Origin of the sequence: Mycobacterium sp. AMU20-3851, from assembly GCF_043974665.1 — a bacterium.
Taxonomy (GTDB): domain Bacteria; phylum Actinomycetota; class Actinomycetes; order Mycobacteriales; family Mycobacteriaceae; genus Mycobacterium.
Window position 1 is genome coordinate 3,104,974 of record NZ_CP146371.1, and the last position, 20,158, is coordinate 3,125,131.

Below are 20,158 nucleotides of genomic sequence, written 5' to 3' on the forward strand. Positions count from 1 at the left end.
ATGGATGATAGGGACATGCATGCCATCGAAGTCGCCCGCACCGGCGGACCTGAGGTCCTGAGCTACGTGGAGAAGGATGAGCCCACCCCCGGCCCGGGTGAGGTGCTGATCAAGGCCGAGGCGATCGGCGTCAACTTCATCGACACCTACTTCCGGTCGGGCCTGTACCCACGGCAGGTTCCGTTCGTGGTGGGCACCGAGGTGTGCGGCACCATCGCCGCCGTCGGTGACGAGGTCGCCGCGCTGGCCGTCGGCGACCGGGTGGTCACCGCCAACGCCGTCGGCGCCTACGCCGACTTCTGCGTCGCCCCCGCCGACTTCGTGGCCTACGTGCCCGACGGGGTGGCGCCGGACGCGGTCGCGTCGGCACTGCTCAAGGGCATGACGGCACACTATCTGCTGAAGTCGACCTACCCGGTGCAACCCAACGACACCATCCTGGTGCACGCCGGGGCCGGCGGGGTCGGGTTGATCCTCACCCAGTGGGCCACCAGCCTGGGCACCCGGGTGATCACCACCGCCTCGACACCGGAGAAGGCCGAGCTGTCTCGGCAGGCCGGTGCGGTCGAGGTGCTGGAATACCCGCAGGACGCCGAGGAATTCGGGGCCACGGTCAAACGGTTGAGCAACGGCGGGGTCGCCGCGGTGTACGACGGTGTGGGTGCCACCACCTTCGACGCCAGCCTGGCCAGCCTCAAGATCCGCGGCACCCTCGCGCTGTTCGGTGCCGCGAGCGGGCCGGTGCCGCCAGTGGATCCGCAGCGTCTCAACGCCGCCGGGTCGGTGTTCCTCACCCGGCCCAATCTCGGCCACTACACCAGCACCGCCGACGAATTTTCATGGCGGGCAGGTGAATTGATCAACGCGATCGCCGACGGGTCGATCACCATCACGGTCAGCGAGCGCTACCCGCTCGCCGAGGCCGAGCGTGCGCACACCGACCTGCAGGCCCGCCGGACGGTCGGCTCGGTGGTGCTGGTCCCCTAGCGACGCGCCTTGCTCAGCCGGTAGCCGCCGTACAGCAGACCGAGCAGCACCAGGCCGGCGCCGGCCCACGGCAGCAGCAGACCGAACAGCAGGAACAGGTGTGTGCCGGTGTCCACCAGGGCGTCCCAGCCGCGCTCGATCTGCCCGAGGAAGCCCTGATAGCGCTCGGGCGCCGGTCCGCCGGCCACCGGTGCGATCAGTTCGACGGTGACCGTGCTGTAGGAGATCTGCTCCCCCAGCGTGGCACGCTGGGCGCGCAGGCTGTCCAGGTCGGCCTGGCGCTGTGACAGCGCGTTCTCGGCTTCGATCAGCGCGCTCGGATCCTCGGCGTCCCGCATGATCGCGAGCAGCCGGTCCACCGAGGTCTGCAGGGCCTTGATGCGCGCGTCCAGATCGACCCGCCGACTGGTGACGTCCTCCACCCGCATATCCAGGGAATCGACGGTGCCGAGTTGCTTCAGCCCGTCGACGAGACCGTCCAGCTTGTCCGCGGGCACCCGCAGGGTCAGGGTGATCCGCGCCCGGTCGAGTGCCGAACCGCCGTACTCGGTGCGGCTGTCGACCCGCCCACCGGCATCGGTGGCCAGGTCCGCGGCGCGGTCGGCCGCCGAGGACGGCTCCTCGGCGGTGACCGTGACGCTGGCGGTCTTGACGACGTCACGCTGCACGGCGGGCGGCGATTTCGGCGCCTCCTGCGGCACCGGCCCGGTCATCGGCATTTCCGAGGGCAGCGGGGCGCCACCCGATCCGCCGTCGGACTGGAACTGCTCGACCCTGTCGGTGGCCCCCGGCGGCGAACCGGACGAACACGCGGCCGAGCCGACGACGACCACCATCACGACGAGGCCCGCCAGGGCCCGCAGCGCCCACCCCAAGGTCATAACGCATGGTAGCGGCGCCAGGATGTCCGGTCCGGTCAAACCGGCCGAGCAATCGGGAAGGTCCAGGAGCCGTCCAGGATCTCCGGGCGCGGCCGGTACAGCCGCACCAGGTAGTTCCATCCCGCGGTGATCGGCAGCAGATTCGCCGCACCGGTCCCGCCGAACTGGATCACCGTGCTGCCGTCCTGCTCCTTGACCCCGGTGATGTTGTTCACCGAATAGGCAGCCTGCGAGTTCGGCTCGAAATAGCCGTCCTTGTTGTAGACCGAGATCGACCAGAAGCCGTCCACCGGAACCTCGTGCACCACCAGCCGGTGCACCGTCTGGCCGTCGTTGGCCGCCGGCACGACCGTGAGGTACAGCGCATCGCGTTCGGGGTTGCCGCCCCAGGCGAACGCCGATCCGATGAGGTGGCGCACCGGATCCACCTCGGTCCGGGCTCCGAACATTCGGGACGTGTCGGACAGGGTGGTGGACAACACGATCAGCGCGTCGCGCACGGTCTTCTGACTCACCGGATCCCACTGCGGGACCACGAATGCGCCGGAATCCGATTGACTGACCCCGATGGCGTCCTGCAGGGCGTGCACGGCCGCCACGTCTGTCGCGTCGTCGGGGTCGACCAGGGTCCGCACCGCGGCCATCACATACCGGGTGCCGGCGGTGTCGCGGGTCAGGGTGAGCGTGGCCGGGGCGTAGGCGACCTCGGTCGTGTAGTGGTCCTCGTTGATGATCTGCGCCGACATGAACCGGCCGGCGCTGTCGGGCAGCGTGAGGGTGACCGGACCGGCATCCAGATCGAACACGGCCGCCGAGTACAGCGTGTCGCGGTTCAGCCGGATCACCAGCTGGTTGTCGATCGCGGCAGGTTCACGGTGGTGGCTGAACGCACCGAACCCGCCGTCGCCGACCATCCCGGCGAAGTACAGGTCCGATTCGGCACGCGCGAAGTTGTCCGGGGTGACCGGCAGTTGGGGGCTCACGCCGAGAAATCTAGAACAGCGGACCTAGAACAGATGCGGCAATGCCAGCGCCGAATCGACGGCCAGCGCGCAGAACACCACCGCGAGGTAGTTGTTGGACTGCAGGAACAGCCGCAACGGCTTCACCGGCTGCCCGCGCTTCACCCCGGAGTACAGCTGGTGCGCCATCACCAGGAACCACACGCCGGCCAGCACCGCGACCGCGGCGTACAGCCAGCCGGTCGCCAGCACCAGCGCCAGCGTGGCCAGCACCGTCAGCCAGGTGTAGATCAGGATCTGCCGGGTGACCTGGCGCTCGGTGGCCACCACGGGCAGCATCGGCACGCCTGCGGCTTTGTAGTCTTCCTTGTACCGCATGGCCAGCGCCCAGGTGTGCGGCGGCGTCCAGAAGAAGATGATCAGGAACATCACCAGCGCCGGCCACTGGATCGTGCCGGTCACCGCGGACCAGCCGATCATCACCGGCATACAGCCGGCCGCTCCGCCCCAGACCACGTTCTGTGACGTGCGGCGTTTGAGCAGCAGGGTGTAGACGAAGACGTAGAACGCGATGGTCGCCACGGCCAGCAGGCCGGACAGCAGGTTGGTGGTCCACCACAGCCAGGCGAACGAGCCGACCGTGAGCACCAACCCGAAGATCAGCGCATGACGAGTGGGCACCGACGCCTTGGCCAGCGGCCGCAGCGCGGTCCGCTTCATGACCTTGTCGATATCGGCGTCGGCCACGCAGTTCAGCGTGTTGGCACCCGCGGCGGCCATCATGCCGCCGATCAGAGTGTTCAGGATGAGCAGTGGATCGACGGTGCCCCGGTCGGCCAGCAGCATCGCCGGAATCGTCGTCACCAGCAACAATTCGATGACGCGCGGCTTCGTCAGCGCCACGTACGCCAGGAACTTGGATCGGATCCGGTGGGGGGCGCCACTGACATGCCGGCGCTCGCTAATGCTCACGCAATTAACTCCTCGGGCAGCGGTCACGCGGGCTTCTACTACAGACGATGGTAGACCGCACCCGGAGCGGACCCGACACCGCAGGGTGGGTTCGTGGAAAACGTGGAGTTACGGGTACCCAAACCTGCAGGAACCGGTCTGCAGCGGATGAGTCCCCGGCACTAGGGTGTTTGTCGTAGTGAAGTCCGCAGTACAGAAAAAAGTTTAGGAGTGACGGTAGTGACCACCGCCGAAGAGATAACTGCCCTCACGCAACCGAACCATCCCGATGACTGGACCGACCTGGATACCGTCGCGGTGGACACCGTGCGTGTGCTGGCCGCCGATGCGGTCCAGAAGGTCGGCAACGGCCATCCCGGTACCGCGATGAGCCTGGCGCCGCTGGCCTACACGCTGTTCCAGCGTCAGCTGCGCCACGACCCGTCCGACACCCACTGGCTCGGGCGCGACCGGTTCATCCTGTCCTGCGGCCACTCCAGCCTGACCATCTACCTGCAGTTGTACTTGGGCGGCTTCGGCCTCGAGCTCGAAGACATCGAGGCACTGCGCACCTGGAAGTCCAAGACCCCCGGCCACCCCGAGTTCCGGCACACCAAGGGTGTCGAGATCACGACCGGCCCGCTGGGACAGGGCCTGGCCTCGGCGGTGGGCATGGCGATGGCCGCCCGCTACGAGCGCGGCCTGTTCGACCCGGACGCCCCGGCCGGTGAGAGCCCGTTCGACCACTACATCTACGTGATCGCCTCCGACGGCGACATCGAAGAGGGCGTCACCAGCGAGGCCTCCTCCCTGGCCGGCACCCAGCAGCTGGGCAACCTGATCGTCTTCTATGACAAGAACCACATCTCCATCGAGCACGACACCGATATCGCGCTGAGCGAGAACGTCGCCGACCGCTACCGCGCCTACGGCTGGCACGTGCAGGAGATCGTCGGCGGCGAGAACGTGGTCGACATCGAGGCCGCCATCGCCGAGGCCAAGAAGGTGACCGACAAGCCGTCCTTCATCTCGATCCGCACCATCATCGGCTACCCGGCACCGACCAAGATGAACACCGGCGGCGTGCACGGCTCGGCGCTGGGCGCCGACGAGGTCGCGGCCACCAAGAAGATCCTCGGCTTCGACCCGGAGAAGAACTTCGAGGTCCGCGACGAGGTCATCGCGCACACCCGCAAGCTGGTGGACCGCGGTCGCGAGGCGCACCAGAAGTGGCAGACCGAGTTCGACGCCTGGGCCGAGCGCGAGCCCGAGCGCAAGCAACTGCTCGACCGGCTGACCGCCGAAGAGCTGCCTGAGGGCTGGGATTCGGACATCACCTACTGGGAGCCGGGCTCCAAGGCGGTCGCCACCCGCGCCGCCTTCGGTCAGGTGCTCAACGATGTGGCCCCGAAACTACCCGAATTGTGGGGCGGCTCAGCCGATCTCGCCGGCAGCAACAATACGACCATCAAGGGCGTGAAATCGTTCGGCCCGCCGAGCATCTCCACCGACGACTTCTCCGCGGACTGGTACGGCCGGGTGCTGCACTTCGGCATCCGTGAGCACGCGATGGGATCGATTCTGTCCGGCATCGTGCTGCACGGCCCGACCCGCGCCTTCGGCGGTACCTTCCTGCAGTTCTCGGACTACATGCGGCCCGCCGTGCGGTTGGCCTCGCTGATGGACATCGACACCATCTACATCTGGACCCACGACTCCATCGGTCTCGGCGAGGACGGGCCCACCCACCAGCCCATCGAGCATCTGTCGGCGTTGCGCGCCATCCCGAACCTCTCGGTGGTGCGCCCCGGTGACCCGAACGAGACCGCCTACGCCTGGCGCAGCATCATCGCCCGCGGAAACGGCAGCGGCCCGGTCGGTTTCATCCTGACCCGGCAGGGCATCCCCGTGCTGGAGGGCACCGACTCCGACGGTGTCGCCAAGGGCGGTTACGTCCTCGGCGGGGACGACGCCTCCGATGCCGACGTGATCATCATCGCCACCGGTTCGGAACTGCAACTGGCCGTCGAGGCCAAGAAGCTGCTGGCCGACAAGGACGTGGTCGCAGCGGTCGTCTCCATGCCCTGCGTCGAGTGGTTCGAGTCCCAGCCCAAGGAGTACCGGGATTCGGTGCTGCCGCCGGATGTCTCGGCCCGGGTGGCCGTGGAGGCCGGTGTCGCGCAGTCCTGGCACAAGCTGGTCGGGGACACCGGCGAGATCATCTCGATCGAGCACTACGGCGAATCCGCCGACGACAAGACGCTGTTCCGTGAGTTCGGTTTCACCGCTGAAGCCGTCGTCGCTGCCGCCGAACGAACTCTCGACAACTAAGGAAGTAAGGCGAAAACCATGTCTCAGAACGCAAATCTCGCAGCACTGTCCGCAGCGGGCGTATCCGTCTGGCTCGACGATCTGTCCCGCGAGCGGCTGCAGACCGGCAACCTCGCCGATCTGATCGCGACCAAGAGCGTCGTGGGTGTCACCACCAACCCGTCGATCTTCCAGGCCGCCCTGTCCAAGGGACACGCCTACGACGATCAGGTCAACGAGTTGGCCGCCCAGGGAGCCGATGTGGATGCCACCATCCGCACCGTCACCACCGACGACGTCCGTAACGCCTGCGATGTGCTGGCCAAGGTCTACGAGGCCACCGACGGCGTGGACGGCCGGGTGTCCATCGAGGTCGACCCGCGCCTGGCGCACGACACCGACAAGACCATCCTGCAGGCCATCGAGTTGTGGAAGATCGTGGATCGTCCCAACCTGCTGATCAAGATCCCCGCCACGCTGGCCGGGCTGCCGGCCATCACCGCGGTGATCGCCGAGGGCATCTCGGTGAACGTGACGCTGATCTTCTCGGTGGAGCGCCACCGTGCCGTCATCGACGCGTACCTGGCCGGCCTGGAGAAGGCCAAGGAGGCCGGTCACGATCTGTCCAAGATCCATTCGGTCGCTTCGTTCTTCGTGTCCCGGGTGGACACCGAGATCGATGCCCGGCTGGAGAAGATCGGGTCGCAGCAGGCGCTGGACCTGCGTGGCCAGGCCGGGGTGGCCAACGCCCGCCTCGCCTACGCCGCCTACGAGGAGGTGTTCGGCGGTGAGCGGTTCGCCGCTCTCCAGGCCGCCGGCGCCCGCGCGCAACGCCCGTTGTGGGCCTCTACCGGGGTCAAGAACCCGGACTACTCGGACACCCTGTACGTCACCGAGTTGGTGGCCCCGAACACCGTGAACACCATGCCGGAGAAGACTCTGGATGCCGTCGCCGACCACGGTGTGGTCACCGGTGACACCGTCACCGGCACCGCGGCCGCCGCCCAAGGGGTGTTCGACGCGCTGGTCGCGGCCGGCATCGACAAGGACGACGTGTTCAAGGTCCTCGAGGAGGAGGGCGTCGAGAAGTTCGAGAAGTCCTGGGCCGAACTGCTGGAAGCCACACAGGGCCAGCTGGACGCCGCCAAGAAGTAGACGCACCGGCCGCGAGCGACAACGAGCAGAGGAACGCCGATGAGCACGACCGAAGCTCCCGCCTGGCGTAATCCGCTGCGGGACAAACGCGATAAGCGCATGGCCCGTATCGCGGGGCCGTGCGCGGTGGTGATCTTCGGTGTCACCGGTGATCTCGCCCGCAAGAAGTTGATGCCGGCGATCTACGATCTCGCCAATCGGGGTCTGCTGCCGCCCAGTTTCGCGTTGGTCGGGTTCGCCCGGCGGGACTGGGCGGACGAGGACTTCTCCCATGTCGTCTACGAGGCGGTCAAGCAGCACGCCCGCACCCCGTTCCGGCAGGAGGTGTGGGACCGGCTCGCGGAGGGATTCCGGTTCGTCCAGGGCACCTTCGACGATGACGAGGCGTTCGGCCGGCTCGCCGACACGCTGCACACCCTGGACGCCCAACGCGGCACCAGCGGCAATCACGCCTTCTACCTGTCGATCCCGCCGAAGGCCTTCCCGCAGGTGCTCCAGCAGCTGTCCAGGACCGGGCTGGCCGCCAGGACCGACGGCAGCTGGAGCCGGGTCGTCATCGAGAAGCCGTTCGGGCACGACCTGTCCAGCGCCGAGGAGCTGAATGCTCTGGTGAACTCCGTCTTCCCGGAGTCGTCGGTGTTCCGCATCGACCACTACCTCGGCAAGGAGACCGTGCAGAACATCCTGGCGTTGCGGTTCGCCAACGAGATGTTCGAACCGATCTGGAACGCGCACTATGTGGACCACGTGCAGATCACCATGGCCGAGGACATCGGACTCGGTGGCCGCGCAGGGTATTACGACGGCGTCGGCGCTGCCCGTGACGTCATCCAGAACCACCTGATCCAGCTGCTGGCGTTGACCGCGATGGAGGAGCCGGTCAGCTTCTCCCCCGCCGAACTGCAGGCCGAGAAGATCAAGGTGCTCGCCGCCAGCCGGCTGGCCGAGCCACTGGACGAGACCACCTCGCGCGGCCAGTACGCGGCGGGCTGGCAGGGCGGCGAGAAGGTGGTGGGCCTGCTCGACGAAGAGGGGTTCTCCAAGACCTCGCTCACCGAGACCTTCGCCGCCATCACCGTCGATGTCGACACCCGACGCTGGGCCGGTGTGCCGTTCTATCTGCGGACCGGAAAACGGCTGGGCCGCAGGGTGACCGAGATCGCGCTGGTGTTCAAGCGGGCGCCTCATCTGCCCTTCGACGCCACCATGACCGAGGAACTGGGCAAGAACGCCCTGGTGATCCGGGTGCAGCCGGATGAGGGCATCACCCTGCGGTTCGGGTCCAAGGTGCCCGGCAACGCCATGGAGGTCCGCGACGTCAGCATGGACTTCTCCTACGGCTCGGCGTTCGCGGAGGAATCGCCGGAGGCCTACGAGCGGCTGATCCTGGATGTGCTGCTCGGGGAGCCGTCCCTGTTCCCGGTCAACGATGAAGTCGAATTGTCCTGGAAGATCCTGGATCCGGCGCTGCAGTACTGGGCCTCGCACGGCAAACCCGATACCTACGAGTCGGGCACCTGGGGCCCGGAGTCGGCGTTCGAGATGCTGCGCCGGACCGGACGCGAATGGCGGAGGCCGTGATGTTGCTAGGAGTCGAGCCATGATCATCGACCTGCCCGACACCAACACCGGTGCCATCAACAAGAAGATCATCGCGCTGCGCGAAGAGGGCGGCGCGATCACCCTCGGCCGGGTGCTGACACTGGTCATCGCGCCGAATACCGAGATGGTGCTGGAGGAATCGATCGAGGCCGCCAACGCGGCCAGCCGGGAGCATCCCTGCCGGGTCATCGTGGTCATCCCCGGGGACCGGACGGCGCAGGACGCGCGGCTGGACGCGCAGCTGCGGGTCGGCAGCGACGCCGGCGCCAACGAGGTGGTGGTGCTGCGGTTGTCCGGGCCGCTCGCCGACCACGCCAGCAGCGTGGTGACTCCGTTCTTGCTGCCCGACACGCCGGTGGTGACCTGGTGGCCCGAGCTCGCGCCGCCGATTCCGGCGCAGGACCCGTTGGGACGCTTGGCGATCCGCCGCATCACCGATGCCACCAACGGGGAGAACCCGCTGGCCTGCATCAAGAGCCGACTCTCCGGCTACACCGCCGGCGACACCGACCTGGCGTGGAGCCGGATCACCTACTGGCGCGCGCTGCTGACCGCCGCCGTCGACGAGGCCCCGCATGAACCGATCACCTCGGTCGTGGTGTCCGGGCTCAAGGACGAACCGGCGCTGGACGTCCTGGCCGGATGGCTGGCCGGACGGCTCGACTGCCCCGTCACCCGTGCCATCGGCGAGCTGAAGGTCGAGATGACCAGGCCCAGCGAGGTCATCACGCTGAGCCGCCCGCAGGACGGCATCACCGCGACCCTCACCCGCACCGGAAAGCCGGACGCGCAGATCCCGTTGGCGCGCAGGGAGACCCGTGACTGCCTGGCCGAGGACATGCGGCGGTTGGATGCCGACGAGATCTACTTCGAAGCACTACAGGGAATCGACAGGGTGACATATGTCTGAGCGTGTGCTGGAGACCTACCTCGACGCGAAGGTCCTCGCCGCGGCCGCCGGGGCACGTCTGGTCGGCGCCATCACCTCGGCCATCGCCGCCCGTGGGGAGGCGGTCATCGTGCTGACCGGCGGCACCGTCGGCATCGCGCTGCTGCGCCACGTCGCCTCCTACGGCCCCGACATCGAGTGGTCCAAGGTGCAGCTGTTCTGGGGCGACGAGCGCTTCGTGCCCGCGGCGGACGGCGAGCGCAATCACCGCCAGGCGTACGAAGCGCTGTTGGAGACCATCGCCATTCCACCGGCGAACGTGCATCCGATGGCCGCCAGCGACGGGGATTTCGGGGACGCCATCGACGACGCGGCGGCCGCCTACGAGGCGCTGCTGCCCGACGAGTTCGACGTGCACCTGCTCGGGATGGGCGGTGAGGGCCACGTCAATTCGCTGTTCCCCGACACCGATGCGGTACGTGAGAGCGACCGGCTGGTGGTCGCGGTGACCGACTCCCCCAAGCCGCCGCCGCGCCGCATCACGCTGACGCTGCCCGCGATCCGGCGCGCCCGGGAGGTGTGGCTGGTGGTCGCCGGTGCGGAGAAGGCCGATGCGGTCGCCGCGGCGATCGGCGGTGCCGATCCGGTCGACATCCCGGCTGCGGGCGCCGTCGGCCGCGAGGCGACCGTGTGGCTGCTGGACGAGGCCGCCGCCGCGAAACTGCCCGGCGATCGCGGCTAGCTAGACGTTCCTGCCCCTGGCGATGAGCTCCCATCGCTCGGTGACCCGTCCGTCGTCGACGACCACGTACTCGTCGAAAAGGTTGACCGCCGTGCAGATGTGGTTGGGCAGCACCGACACCACGTCGCCGACGGAGACGGCCGAGGTGTCCACGTTGTCGAGGATCCCGTGGTGTTCCGAAACCCGGGTGACCACCGCGTTGCCCAGCTCGGCAACGCTGCCGTAGCCGTCCAGCCACTGTGGCCGCTCGCCGGTGAGCGCCTTGGATCCGGCATCGATCACGAGGCGGTCGCCGCGGGAGCTGACGACGGTGGCGGCGATCCAGGCCGAACAGGCGTCCGGGTCCTGGGACCCCAGCGCGACCTGTTGACGGTCACCGAACACATATGTGCCGGGGCGCTCCTCGGTGACCTCGGGCGGTCGCGGCGATCTCCACGTCGGCGTCGATCCCGCGCTGACAACGGCGATGTCGAATCCTGCATCCCGCACGGCGCGGGCGGCGAGCGCGAGCTGATCGCCCTCGTCCGCGCCTGCCCGGCCCGGTGCGTCGGGGCTCGAGTACGCGTGCCCACCGTGGGTGAAGACACCGGCAACGGTCAGCCCGGCTCGATCGCACTCCACCGCAAGGGCCGCCGCCTCCGCTGCGGGAACCCCGGTCCGGTGCTGACCGCTGTCGATCTCGATCAGCACCGAGACGTCGCGCCCGTCCGCGGCCCGGGCTATCGCCGACGCTCCCGCGGCGCTGTCCACTCCGACCCGCAGCTGCACCCGGTCGAGGAGTTCGCGGAATCTCCTCGCCTTCGCCCCCAGCGGCAGGATCGGGTAGGCGATCAGAATGTCGTCCATCCCGTGGTCGGCGAAGGACTCGGCCTCGGAGACGGTCGCCACCGTGATGCCGACGGCACCGGCACCCATCTGGAGGTTGGCGATCTGAATGCTCTTGTGCGTCTTGGCATGGGGCCGAAGATCGACGGCCTTGCCGCGAGCCGCGTCCGCCATCGCCGCGATGTTCGATGTCAACCGCGCGAGATCGACCACCAGGGCCGGTGTCTCGATGTCCAGCATCCCACGGACAGTACCCAACCGCGCCGTCAGTCGTCGGCCGACCGCTCGGGCTGGCCGTCCGTGCCGCGGTCGGCCAGCGCCTCGCCGTACCCGGCGAGGTAGTCGGCCACCGCGCCGGCCGAACCGGCGTCCGTGCGTAACCGCGGGCTCCCGCAGCAGAAGTTCGCCATACAGGTCAGACGCAGGTCCGGCCGTTTCGGTTCCCTTCCGAACGGGGCGGCGACATACTGGCCCTATGGCAGACAAGGGCGACGGTCGAACCCGTCCGGCGAGCCGGCGGATCAAGACGCTCACCCAGGCGGCACTCAACGCCGATGCCACCGTGGTGCAGGTCGAGGCGCTGCTGGTCGACCTGGACCGGACCGTCGTCACCTTGAACAGCTCCATCGGCGATCTCGACGTCACACTGGATCGTTTCAACGCCACCATCACCAGCATCGACGAGCTCGCGCCGCGATTGATCAGCATGGTGGAGCGGCTCGAGCTGATCGTGGCGCGGGTGGAGGCCATCGTCGAGATCGGCGAGGCGATCGCCGCCCCGCTGGCGTCGGTCGAGAGCGCCGTGCGGGGCGCGATCACCCAGGTGCGCCGGGCAGCCCGAATCTAGTGTCCTGAGCTGTGTGCTCAGAACCCGTAATCGGATTGGCCCTCAACACAATCGGTATCGTGCACCGTCCGATCCATCAACCGACACGATCTCTCAGTGTGCGGTGACGGTCGCGGATGAACAACCCGGCAAGGCGGGTTCACTGTGGAGTTGTCAAGGTGCGCGGTGGGATTCGGTTATGCGGCGGTGGGTAGGTCGGTCATGGTTCTGCGTGCGTGGGAACGCAGATGGGGTGGTTGGGGTTCGGCCGGGTCGTGGGGTGGGATGAACCAGGGGTGGCGGTCGGGGCCGAGGTAGACCCGCCAGCCATCGTGGTGAATCAGGGTGTGGTGGCGCCGGCAAAGCAACACCCCGTTGTCGATGCTGGTGGTGCCCCCGGCGCTCCACGGTGTGATGTGGTGGGCATCGCACCAGGACACCGGCCGCCCACAACCCGGGAACGCACAACCACCGTCGCGCACGCTAAGTCCCTTACGAATGATCGGCGTGAACAGCCGTTCGGCGCGTCCCACATCCAGCGGTGCTCCCGCGCCGTCGACGATCACCGTGGCCAGGGTGCTGTCGCAGGAGATCAGGTCGGCGGTGGGCGCGCTGACCGGCCCGGTGAAGCCGAGGGTGTCGACGCCGGCTGGCCGGATCAGGGTGACGTGCGGCAGCACACCCCCCGACATCGGGCGCTGCGAACTCGACAGATACGTGCGCATGATCTGCCCGAACGCGTCCGCGCGCCGCCGCCCGGGTGGTCGCGGGTCCGGCGATCCGTCCGGTTGTGGCACCGGCCGGCACAACGGGTCCAGCGCGGCGAACAGTTCCTCCCCGGTCAGCGCATCCAGATCCAGAGTCGCCGCGACGCGTCCTTCGTCGGTCTGCACCAGCGTCATCTCGTTGAGGTCAGTGTTCTCGGCGATCGGCACCGCGCCTGCGTCGCCCGGCACCGTCGAGGCACGCTCGATGGCGTTCGTGCGGGCCTTTTCCGCGACCTCAGCTGGGGTGGTCTGAATCATCAGCTTCGTCACGACCTTCGCTCGGTCCTCCTCCGACAGAGGGGTCCGGGCTTGGATGTGGGAGACGCCCCGCCCGACGGCGTCGGCGAATTCGATACCGATCCCGCCCAAGCGTTGTTCCCGGGTGAGCGCGGGCAGGGTGTGCGCCGCCCGGCCCACCCGCACCAAGCGCTGCGCGGCGCCCGGGGCCACGCCCAGGCTGGTGAGCAGGTCGGCCCCCGTACGTAGGTGCCGGCGCGCCGGGATGCCGAGCCGCTCCGCGGCCGAAACTGCCTGGGCGATCACATGGTCGAGCAGGTTGCGGGCGGTGACTGCGGCCACCAGCACCGCCAGCAGCGAGGGCTCATCGACCACCCGCCGCGGACAGTCCAGCAGATGGAACAACGTGCGCCCGGCATCGTCCTCCGGGACAGCGGTGACGGCGAGATCATCGATCAACGTATCGACGAAACTGTCGAGATGAGTGGCGTCCATGACGGATACCGACTTTCACAGAAGGTGCCCACAGGCACGATCAGGCAAGGCGGTTCGACCAGTCCCGCAGGACAGAAGAACCTCTCGGCGACCGGAGTCGCGGTCTGAAGCTCACCGTCAAGCACTGGGAGCAACATCGCATTCGAACTTGTGTTCGATGCTACATCCGAAAGCCAAGGCGTGCAAGGGTGATGTCCCAGGACATCGGTCCCCGTGCGCTAGCCAGAGTTGCGCAGCGCGCTGGCCAGCCCGCTCATTGTCAACAGGATGCCCCGCTGCACCAGCTCGTCCTCGTCACCGGACCGGTACCGGCGCAGCAGTTCGACCTGCAGATGGTTCAGCGGTTCCAGGTACGGGAAGCGGTTGAACACCGACCGGGCCAGCGCCGGGTTGTCGGCCAGCAGATCATCCTGGCCGGTGATGAGTCCGTGCATCCGGACGGTGCGCTCATGCTCGGCGACGATCTTGTCGAACACCCGGGCCCGCAGATCCTCATCGGCCACCAGCTCCGAATACCGTGCCGCCAGGCCCAGATCCGATTTGGCGAGCACCTGTGCCATGTTCGACAGCACCGTCCGGAAGAACGGCCACCGCTCGTAGAGGTCCTGCAGCACCTCGAGTCTGCCCGCCCCGCCTGCCACGTACTCCTCGAAGGCCGTTCCGGTGCCGTACCAACCGGGCAGCATCACCCGGGACTGGCTCCAGGCCAGCACCCATGGAATGGCCCGCAGGTCGGAGATCGCCGTGGTCGGTTTACGCGAGGTCGGCCGGCTGCCGATATTGAGCGCACCGATCTCGCTGACCGGCGTCGATTCCTTGAAGTACTCGACGAATCCCGGTGTCTCGTGCACGAGTTCGGAGTACGCGCGCTGGGCGCGTGCGGCAAGATCGTCGAGCACCGCGTACGCGTCAGCCGCAGAATCCCCCAACCCTTCCAAGTCCAGCAGGGTGGATTCCAGGGTGGCGGCCAGCAGGGTTTCCAGGTTGCGGTGTGCGATCCGCGGTTCGGCGTACTTGGCGGCGATCACCTCGCCCTGCTCGGTGATGCGCAGTGACCCGCGCACCGCCCCCGGCGGCTGGGCCAGGATGGCGTCGTAGCTGGGCCCGCCGCCGCGGCCGACGGTTCCGCCGCGACCGTGGAACAGCCGCAACCGGATTCCGGTCTTCTCCGCGGACTCGACGAGGTCGAGTTCGGCGCGGTACAACGCCCAGTTCGCCGCCAGATAACCGCCGTCCTTGTTGGAATCCGAATACCCCAGCATGACTTCCTGGTGGCCGCCCCGGGCAGCGACCGCGGCCGCGTAGACCGGGACATCCAGCACGGCTTCCAGGATCGAGGATCCGCGCTGCAGATCGTCGATGGTCTCGAACAGCGGCACGATGCCCACCGGGGCGTACCGCTCGTCGCCGGAGATCACGAACAGCCCGGCCTCCTTGAGCAGCACCGCCGCCTCCAGGATGTCGGATACCGACTGGCACATCGAGATGATGTAGTTCGGAATCGCCTGCGGCCCAAATACTTTAACGGCCCGCGCCGCAGCGTGCACGATGCCGAGTTCCTTGCTCGCCAGCTCGGAGAGATGCGCGCCGGGACCGATCAGCGGCCGTCGGGTGCCGATCTCGGTGGCCAGCAGGGCCACCCGTTCGTCCTCGGACAGCGACAGGTAATCCTCGTGCACCCCGGCCCAGGCCAGCAGCTCGGCGACCACGTTCTCGTGCACCTCGGAGTTCTGCCGCATGTCCAAACCGGACAGGTGAAATCCGAACACCCGCACCGCTTCCCGCAGGCGCGCCAGCCGGTCGTCGGCGAGCACCGCAGAGCCGTTGGCGCGCAACGATTCGTCGACGGTGTCCAGGTCGTCGAGCAGCTCGGTCGGGGTCCCGTAGGGCGGCAATCCGAGATCGAGTTCGTGCTCGGGCTGGCGGTCCAGGATCTGTGCGGCCGTCGCGGTGAGCCGGGCATGGATGACCCGCAGCGCGCGGCGGTAGGGTTCGTCGCCGCGGGCCGGTTCATCGCACGCATCGGCGAGCGCGGTCAGAGCGGCGCTGACCTGCACCAACCGCGCCGACATGGACAGCTCCTCCTCCAGCGCGGTGATCTCGCCGAAGTAGTGGTCGAAGGCGGTGAAGGCCGCCCGGCCGCTGGCCAGCCGCACCACCTCGGCGGTGACGTTCGGGTTGCCGTCGCGGTCACCGCCGATCCAGGATCCCGGACGCAGGATCGGCTGGGCCAGCAGCTCGGCGCCCGGGAACCGTTCCTGCAGGGCCGCGCGTACCTCGGCATTCACCCGCGGGATGACTTCGAGGAACGCCGCCGGGTAGTACCGCAGGCCGGTTTCGATCTCGTCGGAGATCTTCAGCCGCGACAGTCGCACCAGCGCGGTCTGCCAGAGGGTGAGGATGTGCCTGCGCAGTTCCGTCTCGATGTCGCGACCGGCCTCGGTCCGGGTGTGCCCGTGCAGGCGCCGCCGCATCAGTTCGGTGATCTGGTGCTGGGTGTCGAAGACGGTGCGACGCCGGGTTTCGGTGGGGTGCGCGGTGATCACCGGGGACACCAGCGCGCCGGTCAGAGCGTCGGCCACCTCGGTGGCGTCCAGTTGCGCCTCGTCGAGCTTGCGATAGGTGGCCGCCAGGCTGCTGTCCTGCGGCGGCTCGCCGGCGGCTTCATGGATCGCGCGGCGGCGCTCGCGGTGGATGTCCTCGGCGACGTTGGCCAGCAAGGCGAAGTGGGTGAACGCACGGATGACCGGAATCGCCTGGTGCACATCGACATCGCGGAACAGGTCGGCCAGTTCGGACCGGTCGATCTCGGACCGGCGCACCCGGAACGACTCCACCCGGGCACGTTCCACCAGGTCGAAGACGGCATCACCATTCTGCTCCCGCACGGTGTCGCCGAGAATGGCCCCGAGTAACCGGATGTCCTCGCGCATCGGTTCGGTGGCCTCCCGGCCGACCTGCGTCCGGTACACCGATCCGACAGGGGCGAGGACAGAATCCGGTGCGTCAGCCATCAGTCGATTATCCGTCCCGCGCACATGCGGCGCAGAACGAGCCCCGGCCTAGGCGTTGTACTTGATGCGCAGCGCCATGCCGATGATGGAGACAAGCCAGATGCCGACGACGAACAGCGTCAGCCGGTCCAGGTTCTTCTCCACCACGGTCGAGCCGGAGAGGCTGGACTGCACGCCGCCGCCGAAGAGGGTGGACAGACCGCCGCCCTTGGCCCGATGCAGCAGCACGAGCAACACCGTCAGGAGACTGGTGATGATCAGCACGATCTGCAGAGCGAGTTCCATGGCGGACAGCCTACACGGGGGTGATTTGCGCACGAAAACCGGCGCTGAGCGCCGGTAGAGGTGCGCAAATCGCCCCCACGTCGATCACGGCAGCGGGCCGCCGGCGGCGATCGCGGACAGCGTGGCGAACTGCTCCCCGTCCAGCGAGGCGCCACCGACCAGAGCGCCGTCCACATCGGTCTGACCGACGATCTCGCCGACGTTCTTGGCGTTGACGGAGCCGCCGTAGAGCACCCGCACCGATGCGGCCACGTCCTTGTCGGCCAGTTCGGCCAGTTCGGCGCGGATGGCGGCGCACACTTCCTGCGCGTCGGCGGCGCTGGCCACCCGTCCGGTGCCGATCGCCCAGACCGGTTCGTAGGCGATGACGACCTGGCTGATCTGCTCGGCCGTCAGCCCGGCCAGCGACCCGCGCAGCGAGGTCACGTTGAACTCGACGTGGTTGCCCGCCTCGCGGACCTCCAGCGCCTCACCGATGCACACGATCGGCGTCAGACCGTGCTTGAGGGCGGCGGCGGCCTTGGCGGCGACCAGTTCGTCGGTCTCGCCGTGGTAGGTGCGGCGTTCGGAGTGCCCGACGACGGCGAAGGTGACACCCAGCTTGGCCAGGAACGCGCCGCTGATCTCGCCGGTGTAGGCACCCGAATCGTGCTGCGACACGTCCTGGGCGCCGTAGGTGAGGCGCAGCTTGTCCCCGTCGACCAGCGTCTGCACGCTGCGCAGATCGGTGAACGGCGGGATGACGGTCACGTCGACCTTGTCGAAGTACTTGTCCGGCAAGGCGAATGCGATCTTCTGCACCAGCGCGATGGCCTCGAAGTGATTGAGGTTCATCTTCCAGTTGCCGGCGATGAGCGGCTTACGGGCCATGTTGTTTCGCCTCCAGTCCGTCTAATCGAGGATGTCGATGCCGGGGAGGGTCTTGCCCTCCAGGTACTCCAGCGATGCACCACCGCCGGTGGAGATGTGCGAGAAGCCGTCCTCGGGCAGGCCGAGCAGACGCACCGCCGCTGCGGAGTCGCCGCCGCCGACGACGCTGAACGCGCCCTTGCCGGTGGCCCCGATGATCGCCTCGGCGACACCCTTCGTGCCGGCCGAGAACGCCTCGAACTCGAACACGCCCATCGGGCCGTTCCAGAACACCGTCTTGGCGTTGCTCAGCAGCGCGGTGAACCGTTTGACCGACTCCGGACCGATGTCCAAACCCATCTTGTCGTCCGGAATGCGGTCGGCGGCCACGGTTTCGGTGTTCGCGTCGGCGGAGAACTTGTCCGCGGCCACGATGTCGACCGGCAGGTGGATGACGTCCCCATAGGTCTCCAGCAGCTTCTTGCAGGTATCGATCATCTCCTCCTGCAGCAGCGAGGAACCGACCGAAACCCCTTGGGCGGCAAGGAATGTGAAGCACATGCCGCCGCCGATGACGATGCTGTCGGCCTTGGTGGCCAAATTCTCTATGACCGCGAGCTTGTCGGACACCTTGGACCCGCCCAGCACCACCGCGTACGGACGCTCGGTCGAGCTGGTCAGCTGCTCGAGCACCTTTACCTCGGTGGCCACCAGCGTGCCGGCGTAGTGCGGCAGCAGGGTGGCGACGTCATAGACCGACGCCTGCTTGCGGTGCACCACACCGAACCCGTCGGAGACGAACGCTCCGGGTGTACCGTCGGCGCCCTCGACCAGACCGGCCAGCGCCTTGGCCAGCGCCAGGCGTTCGGCGTCGTCCTTGCTGGTCTCCCGCGCATCGAAGCGGATGTTCTCCAGCAGCAGGACGTCGCCGTCGGTCAGGCCTTCGGCCCGCGCCAGCGCATCGGTGCCGACGACATCGCCGGCCAGCTGGACGTGCCGGCCCAGCTGCTCGGACAGCGCCGCGGCGACCGGGGCGAGCGAGAACTTGGGATCCGGCTCGCCCTTGGGGCGGCCCAGATGCGCGGTGACGACGACCTTGGCCCCCGCCTCGGCGAGTGCCTTGAGCGTGGGCACCGAAGCGATGATGCGCCCCGGGTCGGTGATGGTTCCGTTGTCGTCGAGGGGGACGTTGAGGTCGGAGCGCACCAGGACGCCCCGACCTTCAACACCTTCGGCGAGCAGGTCAGACAGTGAATTGATCGCCATGATCGCGAGCTACAGCGACTTACCGACCAGGGCGACCAGATCCGCGAGGCGGTTGGAGTAGCCCCACTCGTTGTCGTACCAGGAGACGACCTTGGCCTGGTTGTCGATGACCTTGGTCAGGCCGGCGTCGAACAGCGAGCTGTGCGGGTCGGTGACGATGTCGCTGGAGACGATCGGGGCGTCGTAGTACTTCAGGATGCCCTTGAGCTTGCCCTCGGCCGCGGCCTTCATCGCGGCGTTGATCTCGTCGGCGGTGGCCGACTTCTTCAGCTCGGCGGTCAGGTCGGTCACCGAGCCGGTGGGGATCGGCACCCGCAGGGCATAGCCGTCCAGCTTGCCCTTCAGCTCGGGCAGCACCAGGCCGATGGCCTTGGCGGCGCCGGTCGAGGTGGGAACGATGTTGATGGCGGCGGCCCGCGCGCGGCGCAGGTCGCTGTGCGGACCGTCCTGCAGGTTCTGGTCCTGGGTGTAGGCGTGGATGGTGGTCATCAGGCCCTTGACGATGCCGAACTCGTCGTTGAGGACCTTGGCCAGCGGGCCGAGGCAGTTCGTGGTGCACGAGGCGTTGGAGATGATGTTCTGGCTGCCGTCGTACTTGTCCTCGTTCACGCCGAGCACGATGGTGATGTCCTCGTCGCTGGCGGGCGCGGAGATGATGACCTTCTTGGCACCCGCGTCGAGGTGGCCCTGGGCCTTGTCGCGCTTGGTGAAGATGCCGGTCGACTCGACGACGACGTCGACGCCCAGGTCGCCCCAGGGCAGGGCCGACGGGCCCTCCTTGACCGACAGCGCCTTGATCTTGTGGTCGCCGACGACGATGGTGTCCTCGCCCTCGAGGCTCACCTCGTAGGGCAGCCGGCCCAGGATCGAGTCGAACTTCAGCAGGTGCGCGAGCGTCGCGTTCGAGGTCAGGTCGTTGACCGCGACGATCTCGATGTCGGTGTTCTTGCCGGCTGCCTTCTGCGCATCGAGGGCGCGGAAGAAGTTACGTCCGATTCGACCGAAGCCGTTAACGCCTACCCGGATGGTCACGTGTCTCTCCTAGTTGTGGGGAAATCGCGGTGAACTGCTCGCAGGCCAGCCTATCGGTGCCGGTTTCGGCGCGTGCACGCTGG

Annotated in this window: 18 protein-coding genes; 7 read left to right on the forward strand and 11 right to left on the reverse strand. The window is 67.8% G+C overall.

Going from position 1 to position 20,158, the window contains the following annotated elements; all coding sequences use genetic code 11:
- Positions 1-15: 15 nt before the first annotated feature.
- Positions 16-987, forward strand: coding sequence for a quinone oxidoreductase family protein (locus tag V4U86_RS14815; protein ID WP_395306742.1), 972 nt, complete (start codon positions 16-18; stop codon positions 985-987).
- Here V4U86_RS14815 and V4U86_RS14820 read toward each other — a convergent pair.
- The 3 genes from V4U86_RS14820 to V4U86_RS14830 all read right to left on the reverse strand — a co-directional run bounded on the left by V4U86_RS14820 (position 984) and on the right by V4U86_RS14830 (position 3,802).
- Positions 984-1,868 carry a DUF4349 domain-containing protein gene (locus tag V4U86_RS14820; RefSeq protein WP_395306743.1) on the reverse strand — a complete coding sequence of 295 codons (885 nt, stop codon included), beginning with the start codon at positions 1,866-1,868 and terminating at the stop codon, positions 984-986. The genes V4U86_RS14815 and V4U86_RS14820 overlap by 4 nt on opposite strands.
- A gap of 35 nt (positions 1,869-1,903) precedes the next feature.
- Positions 1,904-2,782 (reverse strand): DUF1254 domain-containing protein, encoded by an 879-nt coding sequence (locus V4U86_RS14825; protein WP_395312052.1) that lies wholly within the window; start codon positions 2,780-2,782, stop codon positions 1,904-1,906.
- A 93-nt stretch (positions 2,783-2,875) separates the two neighbouring features.
- Positions 2,876-3,802 (reverse strand): heme o synthase, encoded by a 927-nt coding sequence (locus tag V4U86_RS14830; protein ID WP_395306744.1) that lies wholly within the window; start codon positions 3,800-3,802, stop codon positions 2,876-2,878.
- Positions 3,803-4,021: 219 nt separating this feature from the next.
- Here V4U86_RS14830 and tkt point away from each other — a divergent pair, with 219 nt between their 5' ends.
- The 5 genes from tkt to pgl are packed head-to-tail and all read left to right on the forward strand — an operon-like array spanning position 4,022 to position 10,479.
- Entirely contained in the window at positions 4,022-6,112 is a 2,091-nt protein-coding gene (gene tkt / locus V4U86_RS14835; RefSeq protein ID WP_395312053.1) for a transketolase, read from the forward strand.
- A gap of 18 nt (positions 6,113-6,130) precedes the next feature.
- Positions 6,131-7,246, forward strand: a complete 1,116-nt coding sequence (gene tal, locus V4U86_RS14840) for a transaldolase (RefSeq protein WP_395306745.1) — start codon at positions 6,131-6,133, stop codon at positions 7,244-7,246.
- A gap of 39 nt (positions 7,247-7,285) precedes the next feature.
- Complete coding sequence (zwf, locus tag V4U86_RS14845; protein WP_395306746.1) at positions 7,286-8,827, forward strand: glucose-6-phosphate dehydrogenase; 1,542 nt, start codon at positions 7,286-7,288, stop codon at positions 8,825-8,827.
- Between the two features lie 19 nt (positions 8,828-8,846).
- On the forward strand, positions 8,847-9,758 hold the full coding sequence (gene opcA, locus V4U86_RS14850; protein WP_395306747.1) for a glucose-6-phosphate dehydrogenase assembly protein OpcA: 912 nt from the start codon (positions 8,847-8,849) through the stop codon (positions 9,756-9,758).
- Positions 9,751-10,479 (forward strand): 6-phosphogluconolactonase, encoded by a 729-nt coding sequence (gene pgl / locus V4U86_RS14855; RefSeq protein ID WP_395306748.1) that lies wholly within the window; start codon positions 9,751-9,753, stop codon positions 10,477-10,479. The genes opcA and pgl overlap by 8 nt, the downstream gene beginning before the upstream one ends.
- Here the strand turns inward: pgl and V4U86_RS14860 are convergent, their stop codons facing one another.
- Entirely contained in the window at positions 10,480-11,544 is a 1,065-nt protein-coding gene (locus V4U86_RS14860) for an alanine racemase (RefSeq protein ID WP_395306749.1), read from the reverse strand.
- A 26-nt stretch (positions 11,545-11,570) separates the two neighbouring features.
- Complete coding sequence (locus V4U86_RS14865) at positions 11,571-11,714, reverse strand: hypothetical protein (RefSeq protein ID WP_395306750.1); 144 nt, start codon at positions 11,712-11,714, stop codon at positions 11,571-11,573.
- A 65-nt stretch (positions 11,715-11,779) separates the two neighbouring features.
- On the opposite strand from V4U86_RS14865, the gene V4U86_RS14870 reads away from it, so the two are divergent.
- Entirely contained in the window at positions 11,780-12,151 is a 372-nt protein-coding gene (locus V4U86_RS14870; protein ID WP_395306751.1) for an ATPase, read from the forward strand.
- Positions 12,152-12,327: 176 nt separating this feature from the next.
- Here V4U86_RS14870 and V4U86_RS14875 read toward each other — a convergent pair whose 3' ends face one another.
- From V4U86_RS14875 to gap, 6 genes are all read right to left on the reverse strand, one after another.
- Entirely contained in the window at positions 12,328-13,629 is a 1,302-nt protein-coding gene (locus tag V4U86_RS14875) for an HNH endonuclease signature motif containing protein (RefSeq protein WP_395306752.1), read from the reverse strand.
- A gap of 218 nt (positions 13,630-13,847) precedes the next feature.
- Positions 13,848-16,643, reverse strand: coding sequence for a phosphoenolpyruvate carboxylase (ppc, locus tag V4U86_RS14880; protein WP_395306753.1), 2,796 nt, complete (start codon positions 16,641-16,643; stop codon positions 13,848-13,850).
- Positions 16,644-16,691: 48 nt separating this feature from the next.
- The gene (gene secG / locus V4U86_RS14885) at positions 16,692-16,928 is read right to left on the reverse strand and encodes a preprotein translocase subunit SecG (protein ID WP_073854696.1); all 237 of its coding nucleotides are present in this window, start codon (positions 16,926-16,928) and stop codon (positions 16,692-16,694) included.
- 84 nt (positions 16,929-17,012) lie between these two features.
- Positions 17,013-17,798 (reverse strand): triose-phosphate isomerase, encoded by a 786-nt coding sequence (gene tpiA / locus V4U86_RS14890; RefSeq protein WP_395306754.1) that lies wholly within the window; start codon positions 17,796-17,798, stop codon positions 17,013-17,015.
- A gap of 21 nt (positions 17,799-17,819) precedes the next feature.
- On the reverse strand, positions 17,820-19,043 hold the full coding sequence (locus tag V4U86_RS14895) for a phosphoglycerate kinase (RefSeq protein WP_395306755.1): 1,224 nt from the start codon (positions 19,041-19,043) through the stop codon (positions 17,820-17,822).
- 9 nt (positions 19,044-19,052) lie between these two features.
- Entirely contained in the window at positions 19,053-20,075 is a 1,023-nt protein-coding gene (gap, locus tag V4U86_RS14900; protein WP_395306756.1) for a type I glyceraldehyde-3-phosphate dehydrogenase, read from the reverse strand.
- Positions 20,076-20,158 lie beyond the last annotated feature (83 nt).

Bases quoted from the DNA above. Each gene is read 5' to 3' on its own strand.
- ppc (WP_395306753.1), bottom strand. From the start codon at position 16,643: ATGGCTGACGCACCGGATTCTGTCCTCGCCCCTGTCGGATCGGTGTAC.
- V4U86_RS14815 (WP_395306742.1), top strand. From the start codon at position 16: ATGCATGCCATCGAAGTCGCCCGCACCGGCGGACCTGAGGTCCTGAGC.
- pgl (WP_395306748.1), top strand. From the start codon at position 9,751: ATGTCTGAGCGTGTGCTGGAGACCTACCTCGACGCGAAGGTCCTCGCC.
- tal (WP_395306745.1), top strand. From the start codon at position 6,131: ATGTCTCAGAACGCAAATCTCGCAGCACTGTCCGCAGCGGGCGTATCC.
- opcA (WP_395306747.1), top strand. From the start codon at position 8,847: ATGATCATCGACCTGCCCGACACCAACACCGGTGCCATCAACAAGAAG.
- V4U86_RS14870 (WP_395306751.1), top strand. From the start codon at position 11,780: ATGGCAGACAAGGGCGACGGTCGAACCCGTCCGGCGAGCCGGCGGATC.
- V4U86_RS14895 (WP_395306755.1), bottom strand. From the start codon at position 19,043: ATGGCGATCAATTCACTGTCTGACCTGCTCGCCGAAGGTGTTGAAGGT.
- V4U86_RS14825 (WP_395312052.1), bottom strand. From the start codon at position 2,782: ATGGTCGGCGACGGCGGGTTCGGTGCGTTCAGCCACCACCGTGAACCT.
- zwf (WP_395306746.1), top strand. From the start codon at position 7,286: ATGAGCACGACCGAAGCTCCCGCCTGGCGTAATCCGCTGCGGGACAAA.
- tpiA (WP_395306754.1), bottom strand. From the start codon at position 17,798: ATGGCCCGTAAGCCGCTCATCGCCGGCAACTGGAAGATGAACCTCAAT.
- secG (WP_073854696.1), bottom strand. From the start codon at position 16,928: ATGGAACTCGCTCTGCAGATCGTGCTGATCATCACCAGTCTCCTGACG.
- V4U86_RS14865 (WP_395306750.1), bottom strand. From the start codon at position 11,714: ATGGCGAACTTCTGCTGCGGGAGCCCGCGGTTACGCACGGACGCCGGT.
- V4U86_RS14820 (WP_395306743.1), bottom strand. From the start codon at position 1,868: ATGACCTTGGGGTGGGCGCTGCGGGCCCTGGCGGGCCTCGTCGTGATG.
- V4U86_RS14875 (WP_395306752.1), bottom strand. From the start codon at position 13,629: ATGGACGCCACTCATCTCGACAGTTTCGTCGATACGTTGATCGATGAT.
- V4U86_RS14860 (WP_395306749.1), bottom strand. From the start codon at position 11,544: ATGCTGGACATCGAGACACCGGCCCTGGTGGTCGATCTCGCGCGGTTG.